The organism is Aquitalea sp., assembly GCF_030150775.1.
GTDB classification, from domain to species: domain Bacteria; phylum Pseudomonadota; class Gammaproteobacteria; order Burkholderiales; family Chromobacteriaceae; genus Aquitalea; species Aquitalea denitrificans.
Map to the genome: position 1 here is coordinate 1 of NZ_JASLFG010000039.1, position 23,834 is coordinate 23,834.

The window sequence follows — 23,834 nt, forward strand, 5'->3', positions numbered from 1 at the left end:
TTTCCGCCTGCGGACCATTCTGTACGATGACATCACCAACAAGCGCTATCTGAACGCCTTGCAAAAAGCGGCGGCAAGCTGCGAGCCGCCTGCCGGGGCTCAGGCAGAACCCGCCATACTGGCCGGGCAGGAAGGGGGTGGTTAATGCACTGCACCATGGAAGCAGCACAGCGGCATGCCAGTACACCTGCTTATGCTGCGGTCCCGCTGGCGGCACCGCCCCGTATCTGGCCCTGCTTGTTGCTGAGTGTGCTGCTGGTAGCCGGTGATGCCCTGCTCACCTTGTGGTGGTTCAGCCAGGGCACACCGAGCACAGCACAACGGGAGCAGTTTTGGTGGTATGCCTTGCTGCCCGGATGCTTGCTGGCCGGGATAGCGGTATCGCTGCGACTGGCTTGGTATGCCTTGTGGCAACTGTATGCCGCTGTCCAGCAACATACCCAGGCTGAGCACCATACCTGGTGGCTGAGGTGCCGTCAGGAGAGTGCCAGCGTGCGGGATTCCATGTTATGGGGGCCTGCATGTGGTGATACGCACAGCCGGGACAGGCTGGCACGCGGCCTGCACGCGGCCCCGCCTCAGGCCAAGGAGGGGGTGCTCAGGATAGTTGATGTGCTGTCGGTTTCTCCCGCTTCATGGAATGACCGCCAGAACACCATATTGGCGACGCTGGCCAAAGCACTGGCAACATGGCTGCACGGCAACCCCATACAAGCCTGCGGCTTTGCCTGGTGCGGGAGTGCGGAGGCATGGTCTGGCTTGCGTGTGCAAATGCAGCAACACGGCCTGAATCTGCCGCCACATCCACAACTGGAAGGGGGAGTCGCGATGCTGGAATACATCATCGACCGGCTGCACGATGAAACCCGCCCCGTGGAAGCAATCATCTGCCTGGGCCTGCACTGCCCGGCTAGCGATGCCAGCCGCAGCGTACCGGCAGCGGAAGCGGCATTCGCCATCATGTTAAGCCGCCATGGCGGCGCATTCCGGCTGCATCGCCCGGTCCCTTTGTCTGACAGACAACATGTACAGCGCACGCAAGACAATGCGGCACTGGATGAGGCTCCGGCAGGCTATCTGTCTGCCAGCGGCCAGGCCAATACCTTGCTGGAAGATGCCGGCTGGCCCTTGCTGGAACAAGCGCAGCAAGCCTACTGGGGAGAGCTTGGCCCGCTGCAAGCCTGGGTCACCCTGCTGTGTGCCATGGATCAGGCAAATCTCAATGAACGCGCCACTGGCTGGCTGGCCAAGGACAACGAGCAAGACTGGCTGGGTATTGTCACACCAGCGGTTCCGCTAGCGAAAGGAAAACCATGAAACGGTTAATTGCAGTGGATGGTGACAAAACCACGGCCGGCGGCACAGTACATGCATCCGGCCCCGGCCTGATTCATGGCAAAAAAATGGCCTATGAAAATGACCCGGTCAGTTGCCCCGCATGTGGCAGCACCGGCCGCATTGTTTGCGTGGGAGAACGACACAGCCTGTTGAGCCATGGCAAACGCATTGCACTGCAAGATGATGTGTGCGACTGCCGCTGCCAACCCAAGCCTCGTATCGTCGTGGTTGGACATGCCAATGCCCATGCTTGACGACTGCCAAAGTGTAGCCAATCAGCTGTCTCAAGGATTCTTTCAATGAACTCTTCCCTTCTGAAACCGACAGGAAAATTGCGTATCTGGGCTGTCGTGCTGGCACTGTCACTGATGCTGTTATGCATGGCCTTGCTGTTGATTGCCAATCTGTACCTGGGTGGCTTTTATGCCAAGCAACCAGAGCGGGTGGTCTGGAGCATCGGCCTGAGCATTGCGCTACTGAGTCTGCCGGGTGTGGTGGTTTATCTGTGGATCAGGCAGGCAGAGCGTCATGCCATCCCTCCCGAGCACTCAAGCGGCAGGACAACAGCAGAGGTATTTGCTTCCGCCACCACCAAAGCCTGGCTGAGCCCTCGCCAATACATGCAGCAGCACTATCCCGGCAAATGGCGAGCAATCAAACCGTGGGTAGGCGTATTACGCGCAGAGCTAGCTGGCTCACCCGGCCCCTTGTCAGCGGATGTAGATCACCCGCCCCCCTGGCAGGACACGGACAGCGTGTTTTATGTAAACCCCGACCAGGGCATGGATGACCGGACTCTGCAACGATTGCGTGGCCGCTGGCGGCAGCCGCTGGATGCGCTGGTCATGCAATGCGGCCAGGCCCTGCCCAAGGTGGGCGATGAGGCCTTGCAGCGCTTGCTCGACTTCAATCGGCGCAGCGGTTGGCGCTTGCCGCTCAGTCTGGCCCTGAGTGGCTGGCCCGCCCCGGGGGCAGGCGTCGTGCTGGAACTGGACGATGCCGGCCAGCCAGCCACCACCACCCGGCAGCTGCAGCAGTTGGCCTGGCAACTGGCCGTAGAGGGTCAGGCCAATATATTGCAGTCCCCTGCCGACACCGCACGCTTGCGCTTGTCAGAAGCCCTGACCCGGCCGGGCGTGCTGAAACAGCTGGCGCAGCAGTTGGCCGAGATCAGCAATCACCTGCCTGCCGGGCAGAAGCTGGCCGGGCTGACCTGGGTAGCCGACCAAGCCGCCCGCCTGCCCGGCCAGCTAGCACAGCTGCTGCGCGACCAGGCCCCGCGCCGCCACCGCCTGTCGCTGAGCGATGGCCTGGGCTGGCTATGCACGGTACTGGGCCTGGGACTCTTGCTGGCTATGCTGGTGGTGTTCATGCAGCAACAGCACCACCTTGTCAGCGCCACGCAGCATCTGCAGGCGCTGCGGCAAGCCGCTACCGCCCAGCGCGCCATCCCGGCCTTGCTGGCGGTGCAGGAAGACATTCAGGCCCTGGAACAGGCGCAGCAGCAGGGCGGCTGGATGCGGCTAGGACTGGATCAGACTGCGGCCATGCAGCCACGCTTGCTGGCGGGCTATGGCCGGGCGGCACAACGCTGGATTGTGCAGCCAGTACAGCGCAATTTGCAGCAAGTGTTGCAGGCAGTGGATGGCCTGCCGCTATCCGGGGAAGATGCTGCGCGCGAACCCGCGCAGCAGCAAGCCTATGCCAGCCTGAAAGCCTATCTGATGCTGGACCAGCCCGCCCGTGCCGAGCCGGGTTTCCTTAGTGCGCAGTTGCTGCAGGCCGCAGGCCAGGGCAGCGGGCCACGTGCGCAGATCCTGCGCTTTTACAGCAACCACCTGGCGGCACAGCCGGGCTGGCGCCTGCCCGCCGATGCCAGGCTGGTGGAGTCAGCCCGGCAGACGTTGCTGTCGCTGGACGGAGTGGAACATGGCGATGCGGCGCTCTATCGCAAGCTGATGGAAACCGCCGCCGCCAAGTATCCCGCACGCAGCGCTGCCAGCCTGCTGCCTGGGGTGGATAGCCGCGGCCTGTTTGTCTTGCCCGGCAGCGTACCCGGTGAATATACCCGCGAAGCCTGGGAGGGCTATGTGCGCGAGGCCATCGACAAGGCCGACCCCAAACAGGGCGGCGAAGCCTTGTGGGTGCTGGGTGCAGAAGCGGCGCGCAGTGATGGCGCGGCCCTCAAGGCCCAGCTGCTGCAACGCTATTTTGCAGATTACGCCAATGCATGGCAGCGTTATCTGAATGGCTTGCGCTGGCAGAATGCTGCCTCGTTATCCGCCTCCGTGGAGCAGTTAAGTGTATTGAGCGACCCACAACGCTCGCCCTTGCAGGCAGTGATGACGTTGCTGCAATACCAGGGCCAGGCCGGGGCGGCGCAACAGTCGCTGGCCAGCAATCTTCTGGATAAAACCCGGCAACTGGTGGGCAAAGCCGACAAGAAACGCCCTGCCCCCAGCGGCCTGGGGCAGGATGATCCATTGGCCAGCGCCTTTGGTCCGCTATTACTGCTGACCGGTGCGGAAAACGAAGGGACGGCAGGTGCGGTGCACAGCACGGTGAGTCTGGCCCGCTATCTCGACAGTGTCAGTGCGGTACGGCTGAAACTGCAGCAACTGGCCAATGCCGCCAATCCGGATGCCGCTGCCCGCCAGCTGGCGCAAACCCTGTTCAAAGGGCAGCAGAATCCGCTGAGCGATGGCCAGCAATACGCGGCCCTGCTGGCTACCAGTCTGGGGGCGCAATGGGCCGGTTTTGCCCAGCAATTGTTTGTCAGCCCGCTGGACAATGCCGGCAGCGTGGTGATATTGCCTGCCGCCGCCGAGCTAAACGATCTGTGGCGGCGCAGCATCCTGCTGCCCTGGGGCGGTGAGATGAATGGCCGCTTCCCCTTCAGCCACGGCGAACAGGAAGCCTCCCTGCCCGGGCTGGGACGCTACCTGGCTCCGGAACAAGGCAGCATTGCCAGCTTTCTGGCCAATAGCCTGGCTGGCGCACTGGTGCAAGAAGGCGACCAGTGGCTACCCAATCCCACCCTCAGCAATATGGCCCCTTTCGATGCGGACTTCCTCAATGCCATCAATACCCTCAGCCGCCTGGCCAGCCGCTGGGATACCCCGGGTACCCCCAGCTATGCCTTTGAACTAAAGCCGATTGCCATGCCCGGACTGGTGCGCACCACGCTGGAATTCGATGGCCAGAGCCTGCCTTATTTCAATCAGCGGGAAAGCTGGAGCCCGCTGCACTGGCCAGGGGATGGCCAACAGGCCGGAGCACGGCTGTTATGGGAGTCGCAACAGAGTGGTACCCGCCAGGCGCTCGATTTTAACGGCCGCTGGGGATTTATCCGCTTGCTGGAGCACGCGCGGGTGGAACAGCTGGATCCGGCACGCTACCAGCTGGACTTTGCCCTGCCTGACGGACTGACTGCGCGCTATATTCTGCGCACCACAACGGGAGAAGGCCCGCTGGCCCTGCTGAAGCTGCGTCAGCTCAAACTACCGGGCCGGGTATTTGTCGTGCCCGGGTCACCGGCAGCAGCGCAGAAGTCCACGGCGAAACACTGATCAGCGTCCGCCGGACACATCCAGAATGCTGCCGGTGCAAAAGCTGGCGGCATCGGACAGCAGCCAGACGATGGCGGCAGCCACTTCTTCCGGCTGGCCGCCACGCTGCATGGGAACGCTAGTGGAGAGACGCGCCACGCGGCCAGCTTCGCCACTGAGCGCGTGGATGCCGGTTTCGATCAGGCCGGGGCGCACCGCATTGACGCGGATGCCCTCCCCGGCCACTTCCCGCGCCAGGCCCAGGGTGAGGGTATCGATGGCACCCTTGCTGGCGGCATAATCGATATATTCACCGGCAGAACCCAGCCGCGACGCCGCCGAAGACACATTAACGATGATGCCGCCACGCCCGCCGTGAAGAGTGGACATGCGGCGCACGGCCTCGCGGCAGCACAGCATGGGGCCCGCCACATTCAGCAGCAACATGTGCAGGATGCGTTCGGCGCTGAAGCTGTCCAGCCGCGCCAGCGGCGCGGTGGCACCGGCATTGTTAACCAGGCCGTCGATGCAGCCAAAGCGGGTGGCCACGGTGGCAAACAGCTGGATGATCTGCGCCTCGTCCGATACATCAGCCTGAAAGGCCTCGGCCTCGCCGCCTTGGGCGCGGATGGCTGCCACCACTTGCTGCGCAGCTGCCTCATCCTGCCGGTAATTCACTGCCACCTGCCAGCCGGCGCTGGCCGCCTGCACTGCGGTGGCTGCACCGATGCCGCGTGATGCGCCGGTAATCAGCAGGGTGCGTGCCATTTCAGGTTTGCCCTTCACGCAGAAAACGTTGATACCAGCCCACGCGGGCGGCACGGGCGGTTTCGAAGGTGGCCGCAAGGCCAGCGTCGTCAGCAGCCTCCACCTGGGCGGTCAGGGCGGCCAACGCCAGGCGGTAGCGTTCCAATTCGTCCAGCAGGGCCGTACGGTTGGCCAGAGTGATGTCCTTCCACATTTCCGGATGGCTGCCGGCAATGCGGGTGAAATCGCGAAAACCGGTGGCAGCAAAATCAAAACAGCGGCTGGCGTCGTCCTTGCCGGCCACCATGCCGACATAGGCAAAGGCCAGCAGATGCGGCAAATGGCTGACGGTGGCAAACACGCTGTCGTGTTCGGCGGGACTCATGCGGTGGATGACAGCACCGCAGGCCTGCCATAGCTCGGCCACCGTGTCACAGGCGGTGATGCTGGTTTGCGGCAAGGGGGTGAGCACCACCTTGCGCTTTTCATACAGGCCGTACTGGGCAGCGGCAGCACCGGACAAATCAGAACCGGCAATGGGATGGGCCGGTACACAGTTGGCCAGTTGCACCGGCAGGTATTGGGCAAACAGCTGGGCTACATCACCCTTGGTACTGCCGGCATCGGTGACGATGGCATGCGGCTGCAAGTGGGGGGCCATGGCCTGCATCATGCGGCCCATCTGTCCCACCGGGCAGGCCAGCAACACCATATCCGCCCGGTCGGCCACGGCGGCCAGATCCTGGCTGATTTCATCCACCACACCCAGTTCCAGCGCCCGGTTGAGGTTTTCCAGTGTGCGACCGACGCCGATAACGTGCTGCACTTTGCCTGCACGCTTGAGCGACAAGGCAAACGAGCCACCGATCAGACCGACGCCAACCACCACCAAGGTGGTAATCCCCTGCTGCACACCTCTCCCCTTTTCTACGCTGCCATCCTATTTTCCGGCACTATTTTTCCGGTCGCCCACCGTTATGGACGAAAGGCCTATGATAAGCGATTTTGCGCTACTGCAAAGCCTGCGCCCGATAGAAGAGAGCCAGACCATGTCCAGCCAGCTGTATGTGTATTACCGGATTTCCCCGGCGCAAGGCCGCGTGCTGCTGCCACGCCTGCGCCAGATGCAGGCCAAGCTGACGGAGTATGGTGTGCAAGCCAGCCTGATGCGCAGGCAGGATGAGGCAGCCAACACCAATCTGCAGACCTGGATGGAAGTGTATCGGGAGGTGAAAGACAGCGTGGCATTTACCCGCCAACTGCAGCAGGCGCTGCATGACTACGGGCTGGAACAGGCGTTAACAGCGCGGCATGCGGAGTGGTTTGTGCCGCTGGATGATTGAAGCCACAGGCATCAGCGCTGCGTGCGGGAGCTGCGATCAGGCAGACAGCTTGAGCAATTCTGCTGGCCGGGCCAGATGGAAACCCTGCACGAAATCACAGCCGGCAGCGCGGGCAATATCCAGCTGCATGGTGCTTTCTATCCCTTCGCCCACCACCAGCGCCCCGTGCAGATGCAGGATGTCCACTAGCCGGGCCAGTTTGTCGCGCACGCTGGGGCGCATCAGCGCGTGGCGCATCAACACCTTGTCCAGCTTGACGTAGTCCGGTTCCAGCAGCCATACCCTTTCCAGATTGGACGCGCCCTGACCAAAGTCGTCCAGCGCAATACGGAAACCCAGACTGCGGTAGCGCTGTACCGCTTCCAGCAGGCGCATCGGGTCGCTGACTGCATCTTCCACCACTTCCAGGCAGATACGGTTGGCCGGAATATTCAGTTGTTGCAGCACTTCGGCAAAAAACTGGCCGTGGGCCTCGCTGACATTGACCAGATGCTGGGCATTGACATTGAGCGATAACACCAGATCCGGCGCAGGATGCTGCAGCAGGAAATTGAGCAGGTGCAGACAGCGTAGCTGACGGTCAAGAAACACCGAGCGCCGTGGTGAGGTTTCGGCGGCAAACAGCACGGTGGGGATCAACTGCCCACCAAAGCTGTCGGTCACCCGTGCCAGCGCCTCTACCGACCACAGGCGGGTGGTACCGTTCTCCAGCGCATAGATGGGCTGGAATACCGAGCGGAAACGCCACTCTTCATGGCGGCCACGCACCCGTCCGGCTTGCAGGCTGAGCGGAAATTGTTCGAACTGGTGCGCATTCAGCAGCTGGTTGATGAAAGCCAGGTCGTGTTCGATGGGTGCCAGTGCGGCGGGCTGTTGACAGGCAAGCTGTTCCAGCAGGCTGGCTGCCACCATGCTGATTCTCCTTGGCGCAGCGTGGATGCACGCTGGTTTGGTGCAGGGAAACGGCTCCCCGCCTTGTGGCAGCCACTATAACCAGCCCTGTTTAGCGCCAGAAATAATTTAATCAGCAGACCTTATGCAAAATATATCTAAGTGAAAACATCGATACCGCAGGCCAGCACCAGCCACAGGCGGCGTAGATACTGACTCAGCGGCAGGAAAGATCAGGCCTCAGCCGCCAGCAAGGCCTGCAGCTGGGCGCAGCAGGGATGTGCTTGCGGCAAGGGCTGGCCGTCGATGCTGGCCACCGGCCACAAGCCAATCAGACTATTGGACAGGAACACTGCTTCGGCCACTTGCAGCTGCGCAGGAGCAATCTCGGCCTCTTCTATCTGGTAACCCAGTTGCGCGGCATGGGCAAACAGCCAGTCGCGCAACATGCCCTGCACACCGTTCTGGTCCAGCCGGGGCGTCAGAATGCGCTGCCCTTCCACCAGATAGACATTGCTCATGGTGGCCTCTACCAGCAGGCCGCGCGTGTCCAGCATCAAGCCTTCATGGATGGCTGGGTCTGTCCATTCCGAGCGGGCCAACACGTTTTCCAGCCTGTTGAGGTGCTTGATGCCGGCCAGCAAGGGCTGGCAGGCCAGCCGGGTGTCACACCAGCGTACATTCACCCCGTCACGGGCGCGTTCGGCCGGATAGCCGGCCCAAGGGGTGACCGATACCATACGGGTGGCCTGGCAATCGGCAGGCATGGCATAGCCGCGCGCGCCCACGCCACGGGTGAGCACGATCTTGGCCACGCCCTGCTCCAGTCCCGTGGCAAGCTGGCGGATTTCAGCCAGCAACAAGGCGTCGTTCGGCACCGGCAGTTTCAACCGGGCGGCATCGGCAGCCAGGCGCCGGTATTGCCAGGCCCACAAGCGGGGCTGGCCTTGCCTGATCTCGATGGTGCGGTAGATGCCGTCACCATAGGCCAGGCCACGATCCAGTGCGGAAATCTGCTCGCCCGGCTGGCCGTTGATCAGCATGGCCATCAGGCTTGCTCCACCCCCAGGGCACGCAGCAGGCCACGCGCCTTGTGGCGGGTTTCCTGCAGTTCACGTTCCGGATCGGAGTCGGCCACGATGCCGCCACCGGCACGGAAGCGCAGCTGCTGCCCTTCCTGCATGAAGGTGCGGATGAGGATATTCAGGTCCATGCTGCCATCGCGGTTGAGATAGCCCAGGCTGCCGGTATAGGCACGCCGGGCGCTGTTTTCCAGCTCGCGGATGATCTGCATGGTGCGAACCTTGGGGCAGCCGGTGATGGTGCCGCCGGGAAACAGCGCGCGGATGGTGTCCAGCGGCGAGACATCCGCACGCAAGCGGCCACGGATATTAGATTCGATGTGGTGGACGTAGGCATAACTTTCCACCGCCATCAGTTCGTTCACTTCCACCGTGCCGGGCTGGCTGATGCGCCCCAGGTCGTTGCGTTCCAGGTCGATCAGCATCACGTGCTCGGCCCGTTCCTTCACGCTGGAAATCAGCCGCTGCTTGAGGGCGGTATCTTCGGCCGGGTCGGGCGAGCGAGGATGGGTGCCGGCAATCGGGCGGGTATCGGCCCAGCCATCGCGCACCCGCACCAGCCGCTCGGGCGAGGAGCTGACAATCTGCGCCTGACCGAAATCCGCCAGCGCGGAAAACGGGGCCGGATTGGCACGGCGCAGGGCGGCAAACAGGTCGGGCGCGGCTACTTCCGGCCCCAGTTCAGCCCGCCAGCCGCGTGAAATGTTCACCTGGAACACATCACCTTCGTAGATGTACTGCTTTAGCCGCAGCACGGCATCGGTATACCAGCTGGGCGGGGCTTCTTCCAACGCCTGCAGACTGACAGCGTGAGGTACAAATGCAGGAATGCTGCGCGCCAGCTGGTTCAGGCGCTGCCCTTGCTCGGCGGTTTCGGCCACGATCCAGGCCGTCTGCTCGCGCCGGTTGATCAGCAAGGCGGCGGGTACGCGTGCCATGGCTGCCAGCGGGAAGCTGTCCGGCAGTGCTTCTGCCACCGAACTTTCAAACTGCGACAACAAGTCGTAGCCCAGATAGAGGAAATGCCCACCGACAAAAGGCAGACCATGCGGATTGTCCACCGCCTGCGGCTGAAAGCTGCGCAGGGCCTCGACAAAGGCCTCGCCTTCACCCGCGTGATACAGGGTGGTGCTTTCGGCGGCAAACAGCATGTCCCAGCCCTGATCGCCAGAGGACAGCAGCAGGTAAGGGAGGTCAGCGCGATGCGCGGCATGCAGGGCCAGCAGCTCGGGCAGGAAGTCGAGTTGTTCGGTAAACATGCCTGTTCCACACAGCGGCATTGTGCGCGCCGCAAAAAAAGAAAACCGCCGCGAGTGTATCGCAGCGGTTCGGGCTGTCAATGCGTTTTCGCGCTGCGGTGCAACAGCACCGCAACACAAGACTGGCATCAGATGCGCTTGAACACCAAGGTACCGTTGGTACCACCAAAACCAAACGAGTTGGAAATGGCGATGTCGATCTTCATGTCGCGCGCGGTATTGGCCACGTAGTCCAGATCGCAACCGGCTTCCACATCCTGCTCGTGCAGGTTGATGGTGGGTGGCGATACCTGGTTGTACAGCGCCAGGATGGAGTAGATGGCTTCCACGCCACCAGCACCGCCCAGCAAGTGGCCGGTCATCGACTTGGTGGAGTTCACCACCAGCTTCTTGGCGTGATCGCCAAAGGCAATCTTCAGCGCGCTGGTTTCGTTGGCATCACCCAGCGGGGTAGAGGTGCCGTGCGCATTCACATACTGCACCTGATCCGGGTTGATCCGGGCATCGCGCAGTGCGTTCTGCACGCCGCGGGCCGGGCCATCCGCATTCGGAGCGGTAATGTGGTGGGCATCGGAACTCATGCCAAAACCGATCAGTTCGGCATAGATACGCGCGCCGCGCTTGACCGCGTGCTCGTATTCTTCCAGCACCAGCACACCGGCGCCTTCGCCCATCACAAAGCCGTCACGGCCCTTGTCCCACGGACGGGACGCGGTTTCCGGGTCGTCATTGCGGGTGGACAGCGCCTTCATGGCGGCAAAACCGCCCATGCCCAGCTTGGAAATGGCGCCTTCGGCACCACCGGCCACCATCACGTCGGCATCACCGTACTGAATCATCCGGGCTGCATCGCCGATGCAATGCGCACCGGTGGTGCAGGCAGACACGATGCCATACGACGGGCCTTGAAAGCCCTTCAGGATGGACACGTGGCCAGCGATCAGGTTGATCAGCGAACCGGGGATGAAGAAAGGACCGATCTTGCGCGAACCGCCTTGCTGTACGGCCACGCCGGTTTCCTCGATCAGCGGCAGACCGCCGATACCAGAACCGATGTTGACGCCAACGCGGGTCTTGTCCAGATCGGCAACATCATCCAGGCCGGCATCAGCCACGGCCTGCAGCGCTGCTGCAATGCCATAGTGGATGAACAGGTCGGAACGACGTGCTTCCTTGGGAGAAATGTACGCGCTGATGTCGAAGTCCTTGACCTCGCCGGCGATCTGGCAATTCAGATCGCTGGCATCAAAACGGGTCACTTTGCCAATGCCGCTCTTGCCGGCCAACAGGTTGGTCCAGCCGGTAGTGACATCATTGCCGACCGGGGAAATATGTCCCAGACCGGTTACTACAACTCTGCGTTTGGACACGAAGAATCTCCGTGAGTAGAGGGGAGGCAGTCTCCCGATGATCCCACAACTTCCGTGTGAAGTTGATGACAGTCAAACGGACGTTTGGAACCCTCTATAACAAAAGAACCTCTGCAGGCGAGCCAAGGCCACACCGCGCAGAGGTCCTGTACAGGCCTGAAAGTATTACTTGTTCAGGTGGGCGGTAACGTAATCAACGGCTTGCTGAACAGTGGTGATCTTTTCAGCTTCTTCGTCCGGGATTTCGCACTCGAACTCTTCTTCCAGAGCCATTACCAGCTCAACGGTGTCGAGGGAGTCAGCGCCCAGATCATCAACGAAGGACGATTCGATCTTGACTTCAGCTTCGTTTACGCCCAGTTGTTCGGCAACGATCTTTTTAACGCGCGCTTCGATGTTTTCCATTTGTCTAAACCCTTGACCTTTCTGATTCGGGATCACAAAACCCGTGTATTCTACAAAAAAAAATTAGAGCAGCCCACCTAAATCTTGTCTTTTGTTGGACAGGACAGGTCAGGCCATGAACATGCCGCCATTTACGTGCAGTGTTTGGCCGGTGATATAGGCCGCACGGTCCGATGCCAGGAAGGCGGTTGCATCAGCAATATCCTTGGCATCGCCCAGGCGGCCCAGGGAAATCTGGCCTACCAGTGCGGTACGCTGTTCTTCCGGCAGGGCACGGGTCATGTCGGTGTCAATAAAGCCCGGTGCCACACAGTTTACCGTGATATTGCGACTGCCAACCTCACGTGCCATGGACTTGGTGAAGCCCATGATACCGGCTTTGGCCGCTGCGTAGTTGGTTTGACCGGGGTTGCCGGTTGCACCCACCACCGAAGCGATGTTGATGATGCGACCCCAACGGGCCTTCATCATGCCGCGCAGTACCGCCTTGGATGCCTTGAATACCGACTTCAGGTTGGTATCCATGATGGCATCCCAGTCGTCGTCCTTCATGCGCATCAGCAGGCCATCACGGGTAATGCCGGCATTGTTGACCAGAATGGCCACCGCACCGAATTCCTTGTCGATGGCGTCAACCAGCGCTTCAATGGCACCGTCTTCCGTCACGTTCAGCACGCGACCGGCACCACCATTGGCAGCCAGACGCTCATTGATGGCAGCTGCGCCGGACTCGGAAGTCGCGGTGCCGATGACAATGGCGCCCTCGGCTTGCAGCGCATCGGCAATGGCTGCGCCAATGCCACGCGAAGCGCCGGTAACCAGGGCTACTTTGCCTTGCAGACTCATTGAGGATGTCTCCTTGTTGTGTACTTCACCAACCACCAGCCGCACACAGCTGGGCTGGTGGCTGAATATCACTGCAACTCGGCCTTGGCTGCTTGCAGCGCGGCAGCATCGGTCAGTGCCAGGCACTTGACGTTACCGTCAATACGCTTGGCCAGACCCGCCAGCACCTTGCCAGGACCACACTCGGCCATGCTGACGATGCCGTCGGCAGCCAGTTTCTGGATGGTTTCGGTCCAGCGCACCGGGCTGTACAGCTGGCGCACCAGCGCATCACGGATGTCGGCAGCGTCGCCGTAGCTGACTACGTCGGCATTGTGCAACACCGGAATAGCCGGGGTATTGATGTGTACTTGCAGCAGGGCTTCGGCCAGTTGCATGCCGGCTGGCTTCATCAGCGCGCAGTGCGAAGGCACCGACACCGGCAGCGGCAGCGCACGCTTGGCACCACGGGCCTTGCAGGCTTCCATGGCGCGCTCGACGGCAGCTTTGGAACCGGCAATCACCACTTGGCCCGGCGAATTGTAATTGACGGCTTCCACCACCTCGCCATTGGCTGCCTCAGCACACGCAGCGCGCACTTCGTCATCCGACAGGTTCAGGATGGCGGCCATGGCCCCCTGCCCGGCCGGTACCGCGTTCTGCATGGCTTCGGCGCGCAGGCGCACCAGCTTGACGGCTTCGGCAAACGGCAGCGCACCGGCAGCCACCAGCGCGGTGTATTCACCCAGGCTGTGACCGGCAACAACCGAGGGCTGCTGACCGCCAACTTCCTGCCAGGCCAGATAAGTGGCCACACCGGCAGCCAGCATGATGGGCTGGGTGTTGACGGTAGCATTGATGGCTTCGGCGCTGTCCGCTTGCAGCATGGCCCACAGGTCCACGCCCAGCGCGGTGGAGGCTTCTTCGAAGGTGTGCTTGACGACCGGCAGGTCGGCAAAGCCATCCATCATTTTCAGGCTTTGCGAGCCCTGACCGGGAAAGAGAAAGGCAAACGCCATAGACAGTCTCCGCAAATACGACGGAATAATAATCGACGGAAGAATGCGGCAAACCAGACCATTCTGCCAAGCAGTCAGATCAAACGCCCATGAGAATGGGCGTTATCCTGAGGCAGGGCATGGCATGAAACCAGCCAGACTTCCGTCGCGAAGAATCAGTACTTCAGCAACACTGCACCCCAGGCAAAACCACCGCCAATGCCTTCCAGCAGAATGGTCTGGCCACGTTGGATACGGCCATCGCGCACCGCGTGATCCAGCGCCAGCGGAATGGAAGCCGCCGAGGTATTGCCCTGTTGCGGCAATGTCACGATCACCCGCTCCATCGACATGCCCAGGTGTTTGGCTGTGGATTCGATGATGCGCAGATTGGCCTGATGCGGTACCAGCCAGTCGACTTGCGACTTGTCCACGCCAGCCTCGGCCAGGGTGGTGGCCGCGATGTCGGACAGTGCCTTGACGGCAAACTTGAATACCGCCGGGCCATCCATATGCAAGAAGGGAATGCCCTGAATCTTGCCGCCGGAAATCTGCGCCGGGGTATTCAGAATGTCTTTGTAGCGGCCATCAGAGGCCAGCTTGGCATGCAGGATGCCCGGTTCTTCCGAGGCACCCAGTACCACGGCACCGGCGCCGTCACCAAACAGCACGCAGGTGCGGCGGTCTTCCCAGTCCATCACCCGTGACATCACTTCGGCACCGACCACCAGCACTTTGCTGGCCATGCCGCCCTTGATGTAGTTGTGCGCCGTGGTGAGGGCAAACATGAAGCCGGCACACACTGCCTGCACGTCGAATGCGGCACAGCCATGAATGCCCAGCTTTTCCTGCAACAGGCAGGCGGTGCTGGGGAAAATCATGTCGGGCGTGGTGGTGGCGACGATGATCAGGTCGATCTCGGCCTTGTCGATGCCAGCGCTCTGGATGGCGGCTTCAGCCGCCTTCAGCGCCAGATCGCTGGTGGTTTCTTCATCGGACACGATGTGGCGGGCATGAATGCCAGTGCGCGAGACAATCCACTCGTCACTGGTTTCCACGCGCTCGGCCAGCATCGCATTCGTGAGCACATTGGATGGCAGGTAGCTGCCAGTGCCTAGAATGCGGGAATGGGCCATGTATTAATCAGTTCGCTTCCGGCTCGGCTTGCTTGAGATTGTTTAATTGGTGTGCAACCCGGTCGGTAATATGACCAATCACGTCGGAGCCGGCTTCCTCGCAAGCCTGTTCCAGCGCGAAACGGAATCCAACGGCATCGGTTCCACCATGACTTTTCACCACGATGCCACGCAGGCCCAGCAAGCTGGCACCATTGTAGCGACGCGGGTCGACACGTTTGCGGAACTGATTGAGCACCGGCATGGCTGCCAGCGCACACAGGCGAGTCCACCAGTTGCGGGTGAATTCCTGCCGCAGGAAAGAGGCAATCATGTGCGCCAGCCCCTCAGCCGACTTGAGCGCCACATTGCCGGTAAAACCGTCGCAGACTACCACATCTACCGTGCCTTTGTAGACGTCGTTACCTTCGACATTACCGATGAAGTTCAACTCGGACTGACGCAGGAATTCGCCGGCGCGCTTGACGCTGTCGTTCCCCTTGATGTCTTCCGAGCCGATATTGAGCAGCCCGACACGCGGATTGGCATTGCCGGTAATGCTGGAAACCAGCTCCGAGCCCATGATGCCGAACTGCATGAGTTGTTCTGGCGTGCAATCGACGTTGGCGCCCAGGTCCAGCATGCAGGTGCTGCCCTTGACGGATGGCATCATCTTGGCGATGGCCGGTCGTTCGATGCCCGGGATGGTTTTGAGGACAAAGCGTGCGGTTGCCATCAGTGCGCCGGTATTGCCGGCAGACACGGCGGCTTGCGCCTCGCCTTCCTTGACGAGATTGATCGCCACCCGCATCGACGAATCTTTCTTGTTCTTCAGGGCGAGCTGCGGCGACTCGTCCATGCCTACCACCTGGGTGGCATGCTGGATACGGACGCGCGAACGCGCAACACCCGGATGACGGGACAATTCAGCCTCGATGGCTGCCTGGTCTCCGACAAGAATCAGATTGGTGTTGGGATGGTCTTGCAGGAATTGGATCGATGCTGGGACGGTGACCTTGAGGCCAACGTCACCGCCCATTGCATCAACCGCGACGGTGATAGTCATCAACGTGTACGGTAGTGAAACCTACCTGTTTTTATACAAAAGGTAAGTATTGGGTGAAAAAGGACGAATTATTCGCCTTTGGTGGCAACAACCTTGCGACCACGGTAGAAGCCGTTCGGGCTGATGTGGTGACGCAGGTGGGTTTCACCGGTCGTCGGCTCTTTGGCCAGCGACGGAGCGGTCAGAAAATCGTGTGCACGATGCATGCCGCGCTTGGACGGGGACTTTTTGTTCTGTTGAACAGCCATGTTCGACTCCTAGGAAAATCGCGTGTATTGATAACTCAAGACTTGGAGATCTTCAACGTGGCCAGCACCGCAAACGGATTGGGCTTGTCAGCCTTGGCACGTGTCAGAGCTTCCGAACCGCATTCGTCGTGTTTCGGCGAAAGCGGCAAGCCCATGATGATTTCGTCTTCGATCATTGCCACCACATCTAGCTCTTCCGGCGCGAGAATGCCATCCAGCGTTTCGTCCAGCTCGCAGGCTTCATCCAGCTTTTCCTGCCGGGTGAACAAGGTGACCACCGAATCGGTGTTCACCTGGTACGGCATCACGTCCAGACAACGCTGGCAGCTTACCGCAACACTGGCTTTCACCTGCAGGCGCAGGGAAAGGCGGGACGAACCGTCGCGAAAACCTTCCAGGGTGTATTCCACCGTGCCGGAGGGTTCGGACAGGTCGCTGTGTACACGCTCGTCCAGGGTGCTGACGGGCAGTTTGCCGGTCAGCACGCGGCCCTCACGGGCGAACTTGAGCGGGTCGATCAAAATCGGGTTAGACATAAACCCAGCATGATATAATCCGCCTCCCTGATTTGTCAAAATAATCAAGCAATCCCACCATGCAGATCATCCTGGCTTCCACCTCCCGCTACCGGCAGGAAATCATCGCCCGCCTCGGGCTGCCCTTCACCGCCGTGCCGCCCGTCTGCGACGAAACCCCGCTGTCCGGCGAAAGCGCGTTGGACACCGCCGTGCGGCTGGCACGCAGCAAAGCCCAGTCCCTGGCGGCCGATTACCCGAATGCGCTGATCATCGGTTCCGACCAGGTGGCCCTGCTGGATGGCCAGCAAATCGGCAAACCCGGCTCGTTTGAAAACGGCGTAGCCATGCTGCAATGGATGAGCGGCCGCACCGTGGTGTTTCATTCTGCGTTGGCGCTTTACAACACTGCCAGCGGGCGCTTGCAGGAAACCGTGGGCATCACCCGCGTTACCTTGCGTCAGCTCACCGAGCAGCAAATCCGCCATTATCTGACGCGCGAGCCGGACGCCCTGCACTGCGCGGGCAGCGCCAAGAGTGAAGGCCTGGGCGGTGCCCTGCTGGAAAAGGTGGAATCGGACGACCCCAATGCCCTGATCGGCGTGCCGCTGTTCAAGCTGATCAGCATGTTGAACGCCGAAGGCGTGGAGATACTGTAATGGCTGCAACCCTGTTTCTGATCCCCGCCCCGCTGGGCGATGAAAACATTGCCTGGCTGCCCGCCAGCGAGGCGGCCAAGGTGCTGCATATCCGCCACTTTGTGGTGGAAGCGGAAAAAACCGCCCGCAAGCACCTGAAAGCGCTGGGCGTGACCACGCCGATTCGCGAACTGGCAATGAGCACGCTCAATGAGCACACCAAGCCGGCCGATGTTGCCGCCCTGCTGGCACCGCTGCTGGCTGGCGAAGACGTGGGCCTGATCTCCGAAGCCGGCTGCCCGGCGGTAGCCGACCCCGGCGCACAGCTGGTGGCACTGGCGCACGAGCGTGGCATCCGCGTGGCACCGCTGATCGGCCCTTCTTCCATTTTGCTGGCGCTGATGGCCTCCGGTGCCAATGGCCAGTGCTTTGCCTTCCACGGCTATCTGCCGGTGGATGCCACCGAAAAAGCCAAGGTGGTGATGGAGCTGGAGCAACGCTCGCGCCAGCGCAATGAAACCCAGGTGTTCATTGAAACGCCTTACCGCAACAACGCGCTGCTGCAGCAATTGCGTGAGACACTGGCCCCGGCCACCCGGCTGGCGGTGGCCTGCGACCTGACCCTGCCGACGGAAACCATTGTCAGCCGCCTGGTAAAGGACTGGCCGCAAGACGCGCCGGATTTTCACAAGCGCCCGGCCATTTTCATCCTGCACGCTGCCTGAGAGACCACCCCATGCCCAAGCTGCCGCCGCTGATCCACTCGCTGCTGGATACCGACCTGTACAAGTTCACCATGTTGCAGGCCATCTTGCACCAGTTCCCGGCGGCTTACGGGCAATATGCCTTCCGCTGCCGCAACCAGCCGGACTTCCCGCTGTCGCAATTGCACAAGGAGCTGGAAGCGCAGCTGGACTGGCTATGCCAGCTGCAGTTCACCCAGCCGGAACTGGCCTATCTGCGCAGCCTGCGCTTCATCAAGAGCGATTTTGTCGATTATCTGGAACTATTCCATCTGCAGCGCCGCTTCATCCGGGTGGAGTGTGACGGCGATGCACTGAACATTCATATCGAAGGGCCGCTGGTGCAGGCCATGTTCTTCGAGATTTTCGTGCTGGCCATCGTCAACGAACTGTACTTCCGCCGGCTGGACACCCCGCAGGTGCGCGAGGAAGGCCAGCGCCGGCTAGATGCCAAGATTGCCACCCTGCTGCGCTTCGAAGCGGAAGAAAGCGCCAGCCAGCGTTTTCCCTTGCTGATTTCCGACTTCGGCACCCGCCGCCGCTTCAGCCGCGAATGGCAGCAACAGGTGGTGGAACAGCTCAATGCCGCCCTGCCCAAGATTTTCCGTGGCACCAGCAATGTCTGGCTGGCGTGGAAACTGGGCATCACCCCCATTGGCACCATGGCGCATGAATTCTTTCAGGCCTTCCAGGCGCTGGGGGTGCGGCTGCGCGACTTCCAGAACGCGGCGCTGGAAGCCTGGGTGCAGGAATACCGTGGCGACCTGGGCATCGCCCTCACCGACGTGGTGTGCATGGATGCCTTTCTGGCCGATTTCGATCTCTACTTTGCCAAGCTGTTCGACGGCCTGCGTCACGATAGTGGCGACCCGGTGGAATGGGCGGACAAGGCGATTGCCCATTACCGCAAGCTGCGTATCGACCCGGCCACCAAAATGCTCACCTTCAGCGACGGGCTGAGCGTAGACCGTGCGCTGGAACTGCACCGCCGTTACAGCCCGCATATCCAGGTGAGCTTCGGCATTGGCACCCACTTCACCAATGACATGGGGCTGGAGCCGCTGCAGATCGTGCTGAAGCTGGTGAGCTGCAACGGCCAGCCGGTGGCGAAGCTATCCGATAGCCCGGGCAAGACCATGTGCAGCGATGCCACCTTCCTTGCCTATCTGCGCCAGGTATTCAAGGTGGCAGCGCCAGAAGCTGATTCAGTCGCGCAATAAGGCCAGCAGCGTCTGCCGCGCCTCCTCAGGCAGACGCGCCCCGGCCAGTACCACCGTGCGCTCGCCCAGCACCCGATAGGCGGGCTGCAATTCCTGCGGCAATACCGCCAGATGACGCGCTACCGTCGCGGCATCGCCACGCACGATGGGCCCGGTCAGCGCCTGCTGCGGCCCCATGCTCAGCGCATTGGCCAGACTGCCCTGCATCAGCGGCCCCAGCAAGGCTGGCAATAACTGCTCATCCACCCCACCCTGCCGTGCCAGCTGGCGGGCGATGTCGGTCAGCGTGACCAGATAGTTGGATGCCACCGACAAGGCAGCGTGATAGGCCGCCTTGCCACCCGGTGCCAGCGCAAACGGCCGTGCGCCAATGGCAGCGGCAAAATCCTGCAACTGCGGCAGCGCTGCCGCATCACCTTCCAGCGCGCACAAGGTACCGGCAAATTGGGTCACTGCCCGCGCCGGGTCGGCAAAAGAGAACGCCGGATGCAGGCTGGCCACATGCGCCCCCGCTTCACGCAAGGGCGCCAGGATTTCCGCTTCCGCCGCGCCGCTGGCATGAAACACCACCGCACCGGGCGGCACCCGCCCACTGTGGGCCAGCGCCTGCGCCGTGGCGGCAATGGCATCATCCGGCACCGCCAGCAGAGTCAGCGCTACCGGTCTTACATCCGCCAGTTGGCTGCAGGCCCGGCCCGCGCCGATGAAATCCACTGCGGCCTGTGCCGATGCCGCACTGCGCGCCAGACAGTCCTGCACCCGGTACTGGCCACCAAGCACCGCCAGTCGCCCCAGCGTACGTCCCAGTTTTCCAGCCCCGATGATGTTCAGTTCCTGCATTCCCCATTCTCTTTCTTGACACTGCTGGCAGCATGTCTGACGATGCCGCTAGAATAATCCTGCTTAACAGTATTTTACCTGCCGTCACGGCACCCTCGGGGAGTCCCCATCATGAAGCTGGTGATCTTCTTTGGCGTCATCGCCATTGTCCTGCTGTATTTCGTCACCTTGTACAACGCACTGGTCAATCTCAAGCATGCCGTTGCCCGCAGCTGGGCCAATATCGACGTGCTGCTGAAGCAGCGCCACGATGAACTGCCCAAGCTGGTGGAGGTGTGCAAGCAATATGCCCAGTTCGAACAGCAAACCCTCAGCCGGGTAATGGAAGCCCGCTCGGCCGTCGCACAATACGCCCAGAGCCGCAATATGGAAGGACTGGGCCACGAAGAAGACAAGCTGCGCGGGCTGATCGGCCAGGTGCTGGCGGTGGCCGAAGCCTACCCGGAGCTGAAGGCCGACCAGCAATTCTCTCATCTGGCCGAGCGCATCAGCCAGCTGGAAGACACCATCGCCGACCGACGCGAGCTGTATAACGACGCGGTCAACCTCAACAATGTGCGCATCGAGCAATTTCCCGATGTGCTGATTGCCCGCCTGTTCAACTTTCCGCCTGCCCGCGCCCTGCAGTTCAGTGCTGCCGAAAAGCGTGATGTCGATCTGGCACAGCTGTTCCGCCAGGGTTAAGCCATGCAGCAGTGGCTAAGCTGGCAATGGACGCGCAATGGCTGGATGGCTTTTGGCCTCTACCTGTTGCTGGGCATTGCCGGACTCAAACTAGGCTTGCCGGCTTTCCATCACGCCATTCTTCCCGCCATGCTGGCCTGCGGGCTGATCGGCTGGTGGCTGAACTACCGGCGCTACCGGCTGATTGCCGACACCCCCACCGCCCGTGCGGCATCTGCCGCTCTTGGCCATGTCGAACTCTATGGCGTCGCCGCCAATCACGACAGCGCAGTCAACTACAGCCCCTATTCGGGCCGGCGCTGCGTCTGGTACCGCTGCTGGCGCTATCACAATGACCGTCAGGCCATCGGCTCCGGCCGCATCCTTGATCCACTATCCCTGGACAGCGCCAGCCTGCTGTCAATCCCGGAATGCAGTGATCAGTCATTTGTCCTGCAAGATGGCAAACAGACGGTCATCATCCATCCTGAAGGTGCCGAAGTACAGTCACCACACCGTGAAAGCTGGCAGGAAGGAAAGGAAACGCTGGTAGAGGAATGGATAGACGAAGGCGACCCTCTCTACGTGCTGGGCCAGTTGAGCAGCCACGGCGGCATACGGCCCGACCAGCAGGCATTCCGCCAGGATGTCGGTGCCAAGCTGAGCGAATGGAAGCAGGACCAGCCGGCCTTGCTGCGCCGCTTTGATCTGGATGGTAGCGGCCAGATCAGCGAACAGGAATGGCTGCTGGTACGTGCCGCCGCTGAGCGCGAGGTGCGTCAGTTGCATCAACAGCTGGCCAGTACCCCTCCAACCCTGCATGTGCGCCAGCCAGAAGACGGCAAACCCTTCCTGATCAACACACTGCCCCCGCAGCGCGTAGCCAGCTGCTATCGCTGGCGGGCCTGGCTGCACGCGCTGGCGGCGCTGCTCAGTTTCCTGGCCTGGCTGCATGGTGGCATAGCCGGCTGAAGCTGCGCTCAACGCATGATGCATGACAAGGAAATTCCACTTATCATGAATCCAGCCAAGCTCACCAGATGCTGGTCATCAAATCTGCCGGCGCGACTGCGCACGATGAAGATGGACCAGAACACCGACAATGACAGCAAGCACAAGAGCGCCATAGCGCCGGGAGACCACCATGATCCGTCTGATTTATTCCAGCGCCCTCAATCCTGCCTATGCCGTGCAGGAGCTGCACAGCCTGCTGGCCAGCTACCGTGCGCGCAACCAGCGCATGGGTATCAACAGCCTGCTGTTGCTGATGAACAAGGATTTCCTGCAGGTGCTGGAGGGCGAGGAGGCTGCGGTGGACGAGTTGTACGAATTCATCCAGCACGATCAGCATCACCTCCAGCTCACCCTGCTGTCGCGTGAAACGGTGAGCGAACCCAGCTTTCCCAATCAACCACTGATCTTTGTCGATACCGAAGAGCTGGCACGCAAGCTGGGCCACCCGGTTCATCTCAGCAATATCGCCCTGCATGGAGAGCTGGACCATGCTGAGCGCGCCAAGCGCTTTGTGCTGGAGTTCATCAACGGCAAGTGGCACCACCACCTGCCCAATGGCCAGAATCCGCAAGTAGTGCACCGCCGCTAGATCCATCCTTCAAGAAAAAAGGCTGCCCCGGGCAGCCTTTTTGTTACTTGCAAGCAGCCACGCCTAGCTGGCGGCTGCCGTCAGCGCCTGATCCACGTCGGCCAGAATGTCGTCGATATGCTCGATGCCGATGGACAGGCGAATCAGCTCCGGTCGCACCCCGGCCTTAAGCTGTTCTTGCGGCGACAGCTGGCGGTGGGTGGTGGAGGCCGGGTGGCAAGCCAGGCTCTTGGCATCGCCGATATTCACCAGACGGGTCACCAGTTGCAGCGCATCGATGAAGCGGCCACCGGCCTCAATGCCCCCCTTGATGCCGAAGGACAGGATGCCCGAAGCACGGCCGCCCATGTATTTGTCCACCAGAGCCTTGCTGGGGCTGGAAGGCAAGGCGGCATACTCCACCCACTCCACGGCCGGGTGCGCCTGCAGGCGCTCGGCCACCTTCAGCGCATTGTCGCAGATGCGGTCCAGGCGCAAGGCCAGGGTTTCGATGCCCTGCAGGATCAGGAAGGCATTGAACGGCGAAATGGCTGCACCCATATTGCGCAGCGGCACCACGCGGGCACGGGCAATATAGGCCGCCGGGCCCAGTGCCTCGACGTAATTCACACCGTGGTAGCTGACATCCGGCGTATTCAGGCGCACAAAGCGTTCTTTATGCTCGCCCCAGGGGAATTTGCCGGAATCGACAATGATGCCGCCAATGCTGGTGCCGTGGCCGCCCAGGTATTTGGTGAGGCTGTGCACCACGATATCCGCGCCATGCTCGAAGGGGCGGCACAGGTACGGCGAGGGCACGGTATTGTCGACAATCAGCGGCAGGCCATGTTTGTGCGCTTCCTGGGCAAAGGCGGCAAAGTCCACCACATTGCCCAGCGGGTTACCTACCGACTCGCAGAACACCGCCTTGGTCTTGCCATCCACCAGCTTGCTGATGGAGGCCGGGTCTTTGTAGTCGATGAAACGCACTTCAATGCCCAGCTGCGGGAAGGTGTGGGCAAACAGATTATACGTACCGCCATACAGCGTGCTGGTGGCAATGATGTTGTCGCCGGCCTCGGCAATGGTCTGGATGGCATAGCTGATGGCCGCCATGCCGGAGGCCACCGCCAGTGCACCGATGCCGCCTTCCAGCGCGGCCACGCGCTTTTCCAGCACATCGGTGGTGGGATTCATGATGCGGGTATAGATATTACCCTGCACTTTCAGGTCGAACAGGTCGGCACCGTGCTGGGTGCTGTCAAAGGCATAGCTGGTGGTCTGATACAGCGGCACCGCCACCGCCTTGGTGGTCGGGTCCGGGCTGTAGCCGCCGTGCACGGCCAGGGTTTCCAGTTTCATCTTCTTCTCTCCTGTGGCTTTACGCCTGTTGCATAT

Annotated in this window: 25 protein-coding genes; 10 read left to right on the plus strand and 15 right to left on the minus strand. The window is 61.3% G+C overall.

Annotated features, from left to right (window positions below):
- The first annotated feature begins 156 nt into the window (after positions 1 to 156).
- From QVF59_RS14265 to QVF59_RS14275, 3 genes are read left to right on the plus strand one after another with little or no spacing between them, the layout of a single operon-like run.
- The gene (locus tag QVF59_RS14265) at positions 157 to 1,317 is read left to right on the plus strand and encodes a KPHS_23130 family T6SS system protein (protein WP_287880794.1); all 1,161 of its coding nucleotides are present in this window, start codon (positions 157 to 159) and stop codon (positions 1,315 to 1,317) included.
- On the plus strand, positions 1,314 to 1,592 hold the full coding sequence (locus QVF59_RS14270; protein ID WP_287880796.1) for a PAAR domain-containing protein: 279 nt from the start codon (positions 1,314 to 1,316) through the stop codon (positions 1,590 to 1,592). Before QVF59_RS14265 ends, QVF59_RS14270 begins: the two co-directional genes overlap by 4 nt.
- Before the next feature lie 45 nt (positions 1,593 to 1,637).
- On the plus strand, positions 1,638 to 4,907 hold the full coding sequence (locus QVF59_RS14275; protein WP_287880797.1) for an ImcF-related family protein: 3,270 nt from the start codon (positions 1,638 to 1,640) through the stop codon (positions 4,905 to 4,907).
- On the opposite strand, the gene QVF59_RS14280 is transcribed toward QVF59_RS14275, so the two are convergent.
- Entirely contained in the window at positions 4,908 to 5,654 is a 747-nt protein-coding gene (locus QVF59_RS14280) for an SDR family oxidoreductase (RefSeq protein WP_287880799.1), read from the minus strand. It lies immediately after the preceding gene.
- A 1-nt stretch (position 5,655) separates the two neighbouring features.
- Positions 5,656 to 6,546: a prephenate dehydrogenase gene (locus QVF59_RS14285; RefSeq protein WP_287880801.1), complete on the minus strand. Its 891-nt coding sequence runs from the start codon at positions 6,544 to 6,546 to the stop codon at positions 5,656 to 5,658.
- Between the two features lie 79 nt (positions 6,547 to 6,625).
- Here QVF59_RS14285 and QVF59_RS14290 point away from each other — a divergent pair, with 79 nt between their 5' ends.
- Positions 6,626 to 6,976, plus strand: a complete 351-nt coding sequence (locus QVF59_RS14290) for a DUF4936 family protein (RefSeq protein WP_287880802.1) — start codon at positions 6,626 to 6,628, stop codon at positions 6,974 to 6,976.
- Positions 6,977 to 7,012: 36 nt separating this feature from the next.
- On the opposite strand, the gene QVF59_RS14295 is transcribed toward QVF59_RS14290, so the two are convergent.
- The 11 genes from QVF59_RS14295 to QVF59_RS14345 all read right to left on the minus strand — a co-directional run bounded on the left by QVF59_RS14295 (position 7,013) and on the right by QVF59_RS14345 (position 16,771).
- A complete protein-coding gene (locus tag QVF59_RS14295) occupies positions 7,013 to 7,888 on the minus strand; it encodes an EAL domain-containing protein (protein ID WP_287880804.1) in 876 nt (291 codons plus the stop codon).
- A 212-nt stretch (positions 7,889 to 8,100) separates the two neighbouring features.
- A complete protein-coding gene (gene pabC / locus QVF59_RS14300; RefSeq protein ID WP_287880805.1) occupies positions 8,101 to 8,916 on the minus strand; it encodes an aminodeoxychorismate lyase in 816 nt (271 codons plus the stop codon).
- The gene (locus tag QVF59_RS14305; RefSeq protein ID WP_287880806.1) at positions 8,916 to 10,208 is read right to left on the minus strand and encodes an aminodeoxychorismate synthase component I; all 1,293 of its coding nucleotides are present in this window, start codon (positions 10,206 to 10,208) and stop codon (positions 8,916 to 8,918) included. Before QVF59_RS14305 ends, pabC begins: the two co-directional genes overlap by 1 nt.
- A gap of 128 nt (positions 10,209 to 10,336) precedes the next feature.
- Positions 10,337 to 11,578, minus strand: a complete 1,242-nt coding sequence (fabF, locus tag QVF59_RS14310) for a beta-ketoacyl-ACP synthase II (RefSeq protein WP_159875346.1) — start codon at positions 11,576 to 11,578, stop codon at positions 10,337 to 10,339.
- A gap of 165 nt (positions 11,579 to 11,743) precedes the next feature.
- Entirely contained in the window at positions 11,744 to 11,983 is a 240-nt protein-coding gene (gene acpP / locus QVF59_RS14315) for an acyl carrier protein (RefSeq protein WP_019103041.1), read from the minus strand.
- A 108-nt stretch (positions 11,984 to 12,091) separates the two neighbouring features.
- Positions 12,092 to 12,829, minus strand: coding sequence for a 3-oxoacyl-ACP reductase FabG (gene fabG / locus QVF59_RS14320; protein WP_287880811.1), 738 nt, complete (start codon positions 12,827 to 12,829; stop codon positions 12,092 to 12,094).
- A gap of 68 nt (positions 12,830 to 12,897) precedes the next feature.
- Entirely contained in the window at positions 12,898 to 13,827 is a 930-nt protein-coding gene (gene fabD, locus QVF59_RS14325; RefSeq protein WP_287880812.1) for an ACP S-malonyltransferase, read from the minus strand.
- Positions 13,828 to 13,982: 155 nt separating this feature from the next.
- Entirely contained in the window at positions 13,983 to 14,942 is a 960-nt protein-coding gene (locus QVF59_RS14330) for a beta-ketoacyl-ACP synthase III (protein ID WP_287880813.1), read from the minus strand.
- Between the two features lie 7 nt (positions 14,943 to 14,949).
- Positions 14,950 to 15,987: a phosphate acyltransferase PlsX gene (gene plsX / locus QVF59_RS14335; RefSeq protein ID WP_159875342.1), complete on the minus strand. Its 1,038-nt coding sequence runs from the start codon at positions 15,985 to 15,987 to the stop codon at positions 14,950 to 14,952.
- A gap of 68 nt (positions 15,988 to 16,055) precedes the next feature.
- Positions 16,056 to 16,235 (minus strand): 50S ribosomal protein L32, encoded by a 180-nt coding sequence (rpmF, locus tag QVF59_RS14340; protein ID WP_045846169.1) that lies wholly within the window; start codon positions 16,233 to 16,235, stop codon positions 16,056 to 16,058.
- Between the two features lie 35 nt (positions 16,236 to 16,270).
- Positions 16,271 to 16,771, minus strand: coding sequence for a YceD family protein (locus QVF59_RS14345; protein ID WP_159875341.1), 501 nt, complete (start codon positions 16,769 to 16,771; stop codon positions 16,271 to 16,273).
- A 59-nt stretch (positions 16,772 to 16,830) separates the two neighbouring features.
- On the opposite strand from QVF59_RS14345, the gene QVF59_RS14350 reads away from it, so the two are divergent.
- The 3 genes from QVF59_RS14350 to pncB are packed head-to-tail and all read left to right on the plus strand — an operon-like array spanning position 16,831 to position 19,351.
- Positions 16,831 to 17,409 carry a Maf family protein gene (locus QVF59_RS14350; protein WP_287880817.1) on the plus strand — a complete coding sequence of 193 codons (579 nt, stop codon included), beginning with the start codon at positions 16,831 to 16,833 and terminating at the stop codon, positions 17,407 to 17,409.
- The gene (locus QVF59_RS14355) at positions 17,409 to 18,113 is read left to right on the plus strand and encodes an SAM-dependent methyltransferase (RefSeq protein WP_287880819.1); all 705 of its coding nucleotides are present in this window, start codon (positions 17,409 to 17,411) and stop codon (positions 18,111 to 18,113) included. Before QVF59_RS14350 ends, QVF59_RS14355 begins: the two co-directional genes overlap by 1 nt.
- Before the next feature lie 20 nt (positions 18,114 to 18,133).
- Entirely contained in the window at positions 18,134 to 19,351 is a 1,218-nt protein-coding gene (gene pncB / locus QVF59_RS14360; RefSeq protein ID WP_287880835.1) for a nicotinate phosphoribosyltransferase, read from the plus strand.
- On the opposite strand, the gene QVF59_RS14365 is transcribed toward pncB, so the two are convergent.
- A complete protein-coding gene (locus QVF59_RS14365) occupies positions 19,337 to 20,191 on the minus strand; it encodes a Rossmann-like and DUF2520 domain-containing protein (RefSeq protein WP_287880821.1) in 855 nt (284 codons plus the stop codon). The genes pncB and QVF59_RS14365 overlap by 15 nt on opposite strands.
- A gap of 111 nt (positions 20,192 to 20,302) precedes the next feature.
- Here QVF59_RS14365 and QVF59_RS14370 point away from each other — a divergent pair, with 111 nt between their 5' ends.
- The 3 genes from QVF59_RS14370 (at position 20,303) to QVF59_RS14380 (ending at position 22,457) form a co-directional block, all read left to right on the plus strand.
- Positions 20,303 to 20,875 carry a LemA family protein gene (locus tag QVF59_RS14370; RefSeq protein ID WP_159875336.1) on the plus strand — a complete coding sequence of 191 codons (573 nt, stop codon included), beginning with the start codon at positions 20,303 to 20,305 and terminating at the stop codon, positions 20,873 to 20,875.
- A gap of 3 nt (positions 20,876 to 20,878) precedes the next feature.
- Complete coding sequence (locus QVF59_RS14375; protein WP_287880823.1) at positions 20,879 to 21,826, plus strand: hypothetical protein; 948 nt, start codon at positions 20,879 to 20,881, stop codon at positions 21,824 to 21,826.
- A 172-nt stretch (positions 21,827 to 21,998) separates the two neighbouring features.
- Positions 21,999 to 22,457 (plus strand): BLUF domain-containing protein, encoded by a 459-nt coding sequence (locus QVF59_RS14380; protein ID WP_159875334.1) that lies wholly within the window; start codon positions 21,999 to 22,001, stop codon positions 22,455 to 22,457.
- 63 nt (positions 22,458 to 22,520) lie between these two features.
- Here QVF59_RS14380 and QVF59_RS14385 read toward each other — a convergent pair whose 3' ends face one another.
- Positions 22,521 to 23,798, minus strand: coding sequence for an O-acetylhomoserine aminocarboxypropyltransferase/cysteine synthase family protein (locus QVF59_RS14385; protein ID WP_287880825.1), 1,278 nt, complete (start codon positions 23,796 to 23,798; stop codon positions 22,521 to 22,523).
- Positions 23,799 to 23,834: the final 36 nt, after the last annotated feature.

What these genes read in the sequence shown, in the direction of transcription:
- QVF59_RS14265 (WP_287880794.1), top strand. Translation starts at nt 157, where the DNA reads ATGGAAGCAGCACAGCGGCATGCCAGTACACCTGCTTATGCTGCGGTC.
- QVF59_RS14270 (WP_287880796.1), top strand. Translation starts at nt 1,314, where the DNA reads ATGAAACGGTTAATTGCAGTGGATGGTGACAAAACCACGGCCGGCGGC.
- QVF59_RS14275 (WP_287880797.1), top strand. Translation starts at nt 1,638, where the DNA reads ATGAACTCTTCCCTTCTGAAACCGACAGGAAAATTGCGTATCTGGGCT.
- QVF59_RS14280 (WP_287880799.1), bottom strand. Translation starts at nt 5,654, where the DNA reads ATGGCACGCACCCTGCTGATTACCGGCGCATCACGCGGCATCGGTGCA.
- QVF59_RS14290 (WP_287880802.1), top strand. Translation starts at nt 6,626, where the DNA reads ATGATAAGCGATTTTGCGCTACTGCAAAGCCTGCGCCCGATAGAAGAG.
- QVF59_RS14295 (WP_287880804.1), bottom strand. Translation starts at nt 7,888, where the DNA reads ATGGTGGCAGCCAGCCTGCTGGAACAGCTTGCCTGTCAACAGCCCGCC.
- pabC (WP_287880805.1), bottom strand. Translation starts at nt 8,916, where the DNA reads ATGGCCATGCTGATCAACGGCCAGCCGGGCGAGCAGATTTCCGCACTG.
- QVF59_RS14305 (WP_287880806.1), bottom strand. Translation starts at nt 10,208, where the DNA reads ATGTTTACCGAACAACTCGACTTCCTGCCCGAGCTGCTGGCCCTGCAT.
- acpP (WP_019103041.1), bottom strand. Translation starts at nt 11,983, where the DNA reads ATGGAAAACATCGAAGCGCGCGTTAAAAAGATCGTTGCCGAACAACTG.
- fabG (WP_287880811.1), bottom strand. Translation starts at nt 12,829, where the DNA reads ATGAGTCTGCAAGGCAAAGTAGCCCTGGTTACCGGCGCTTCGCGTGGC.
- fabD (WP_287880812.1), bottom strand. Translation starts at nt 13,827, where the DNA reads ATGGCGTTTGCCTTTCTCTTTCCCGGTCAGGGCTCGCAAAGCCTGAAA.
- QVF59_RS14330 (WP_287880813.1), bottom strand. Translation starts at nt 14,942, where the DNA reads ATGGCCCATTCCCGCATTCTAGGCACTGGCAGCTACCTGCCATCCAAT.
- plsX (WP_159875342.1), bottom strand. Translation starts at nt 15,987, where the DNA reads ATGACTATCACCGTCGCGGTTGATGCAATGGGCGGTGACGTTGGCCTC.
- rpmF (WP_045846169.1), bottom strand. Translation starts at nt 16,235, where the DNA reads ATGGCTGTTCAACAGAACAAAAAGTCCCCGTCCAAGCGCGGCATGCAT.
- QVF59_RS14345 (WP_159875341.1), bottom strand. Translation starts at nt 16,771, where the DNA reads ATGTCTAACCCGATTTTGATCGACCCGCTCAAGTTCGCCCGTGAGGGC.
- QVF59_RS14350 (WP_287880817.1), top strand. Translation starts at nt 16,831, where the DNA reads ATGCAGATCATCCTGGCTTCCACCTCCCGCTACCGGCAGGAAATCATC.
- QVF59_RS14355 (WP_287880819.1), top strand. Translation starts at nt 17,409, where the DNA reads ATGGCTGCAACCCTGTTTCTGATCCCCGCCCCGCTGGGCGATGAAAAC.
- QVF59_RS14365 (WP_287880821.1), bottom strand. Translation starts at nt 20,191, where the DNA reads ATGCAGGAACTGAACATCATCGGGGCTGGAAAACTGGGACGTACGCTG.
- QVF59_RS14370 (WP_159875336.1), top strand. Translation starts at nt 20,303, where the DNA reads ATGAAGCTGGTGATCTTCTTTGGCGTCATCGCCATTGTCCTGCTGTAT.
- QVF59_RS14375 (WP_287880823.1), top strand. Translation starts at nt 20,879, where the DNA reads ATGCAGCAGTGGCTAAGCTGGCAATGGACGCGCAATGGCTGGATGGCT.
- QVF59_RS14380 (WP_159875334.1), top strand. Translation starts at nt 21,999, where the DNA reads ATGATCCGTCTGATTTATTCCAGCGCCCTCAATCCTGCCTATGCCGTG.
- QVF59_RS14385 (WP_287880825.1), bottom strand. Translation starts at nt 23,798, where the DNA reads ATGAAACTGGAAACCCTGGCCGTGCACGGCGGCTACAGCCCGGACCCG.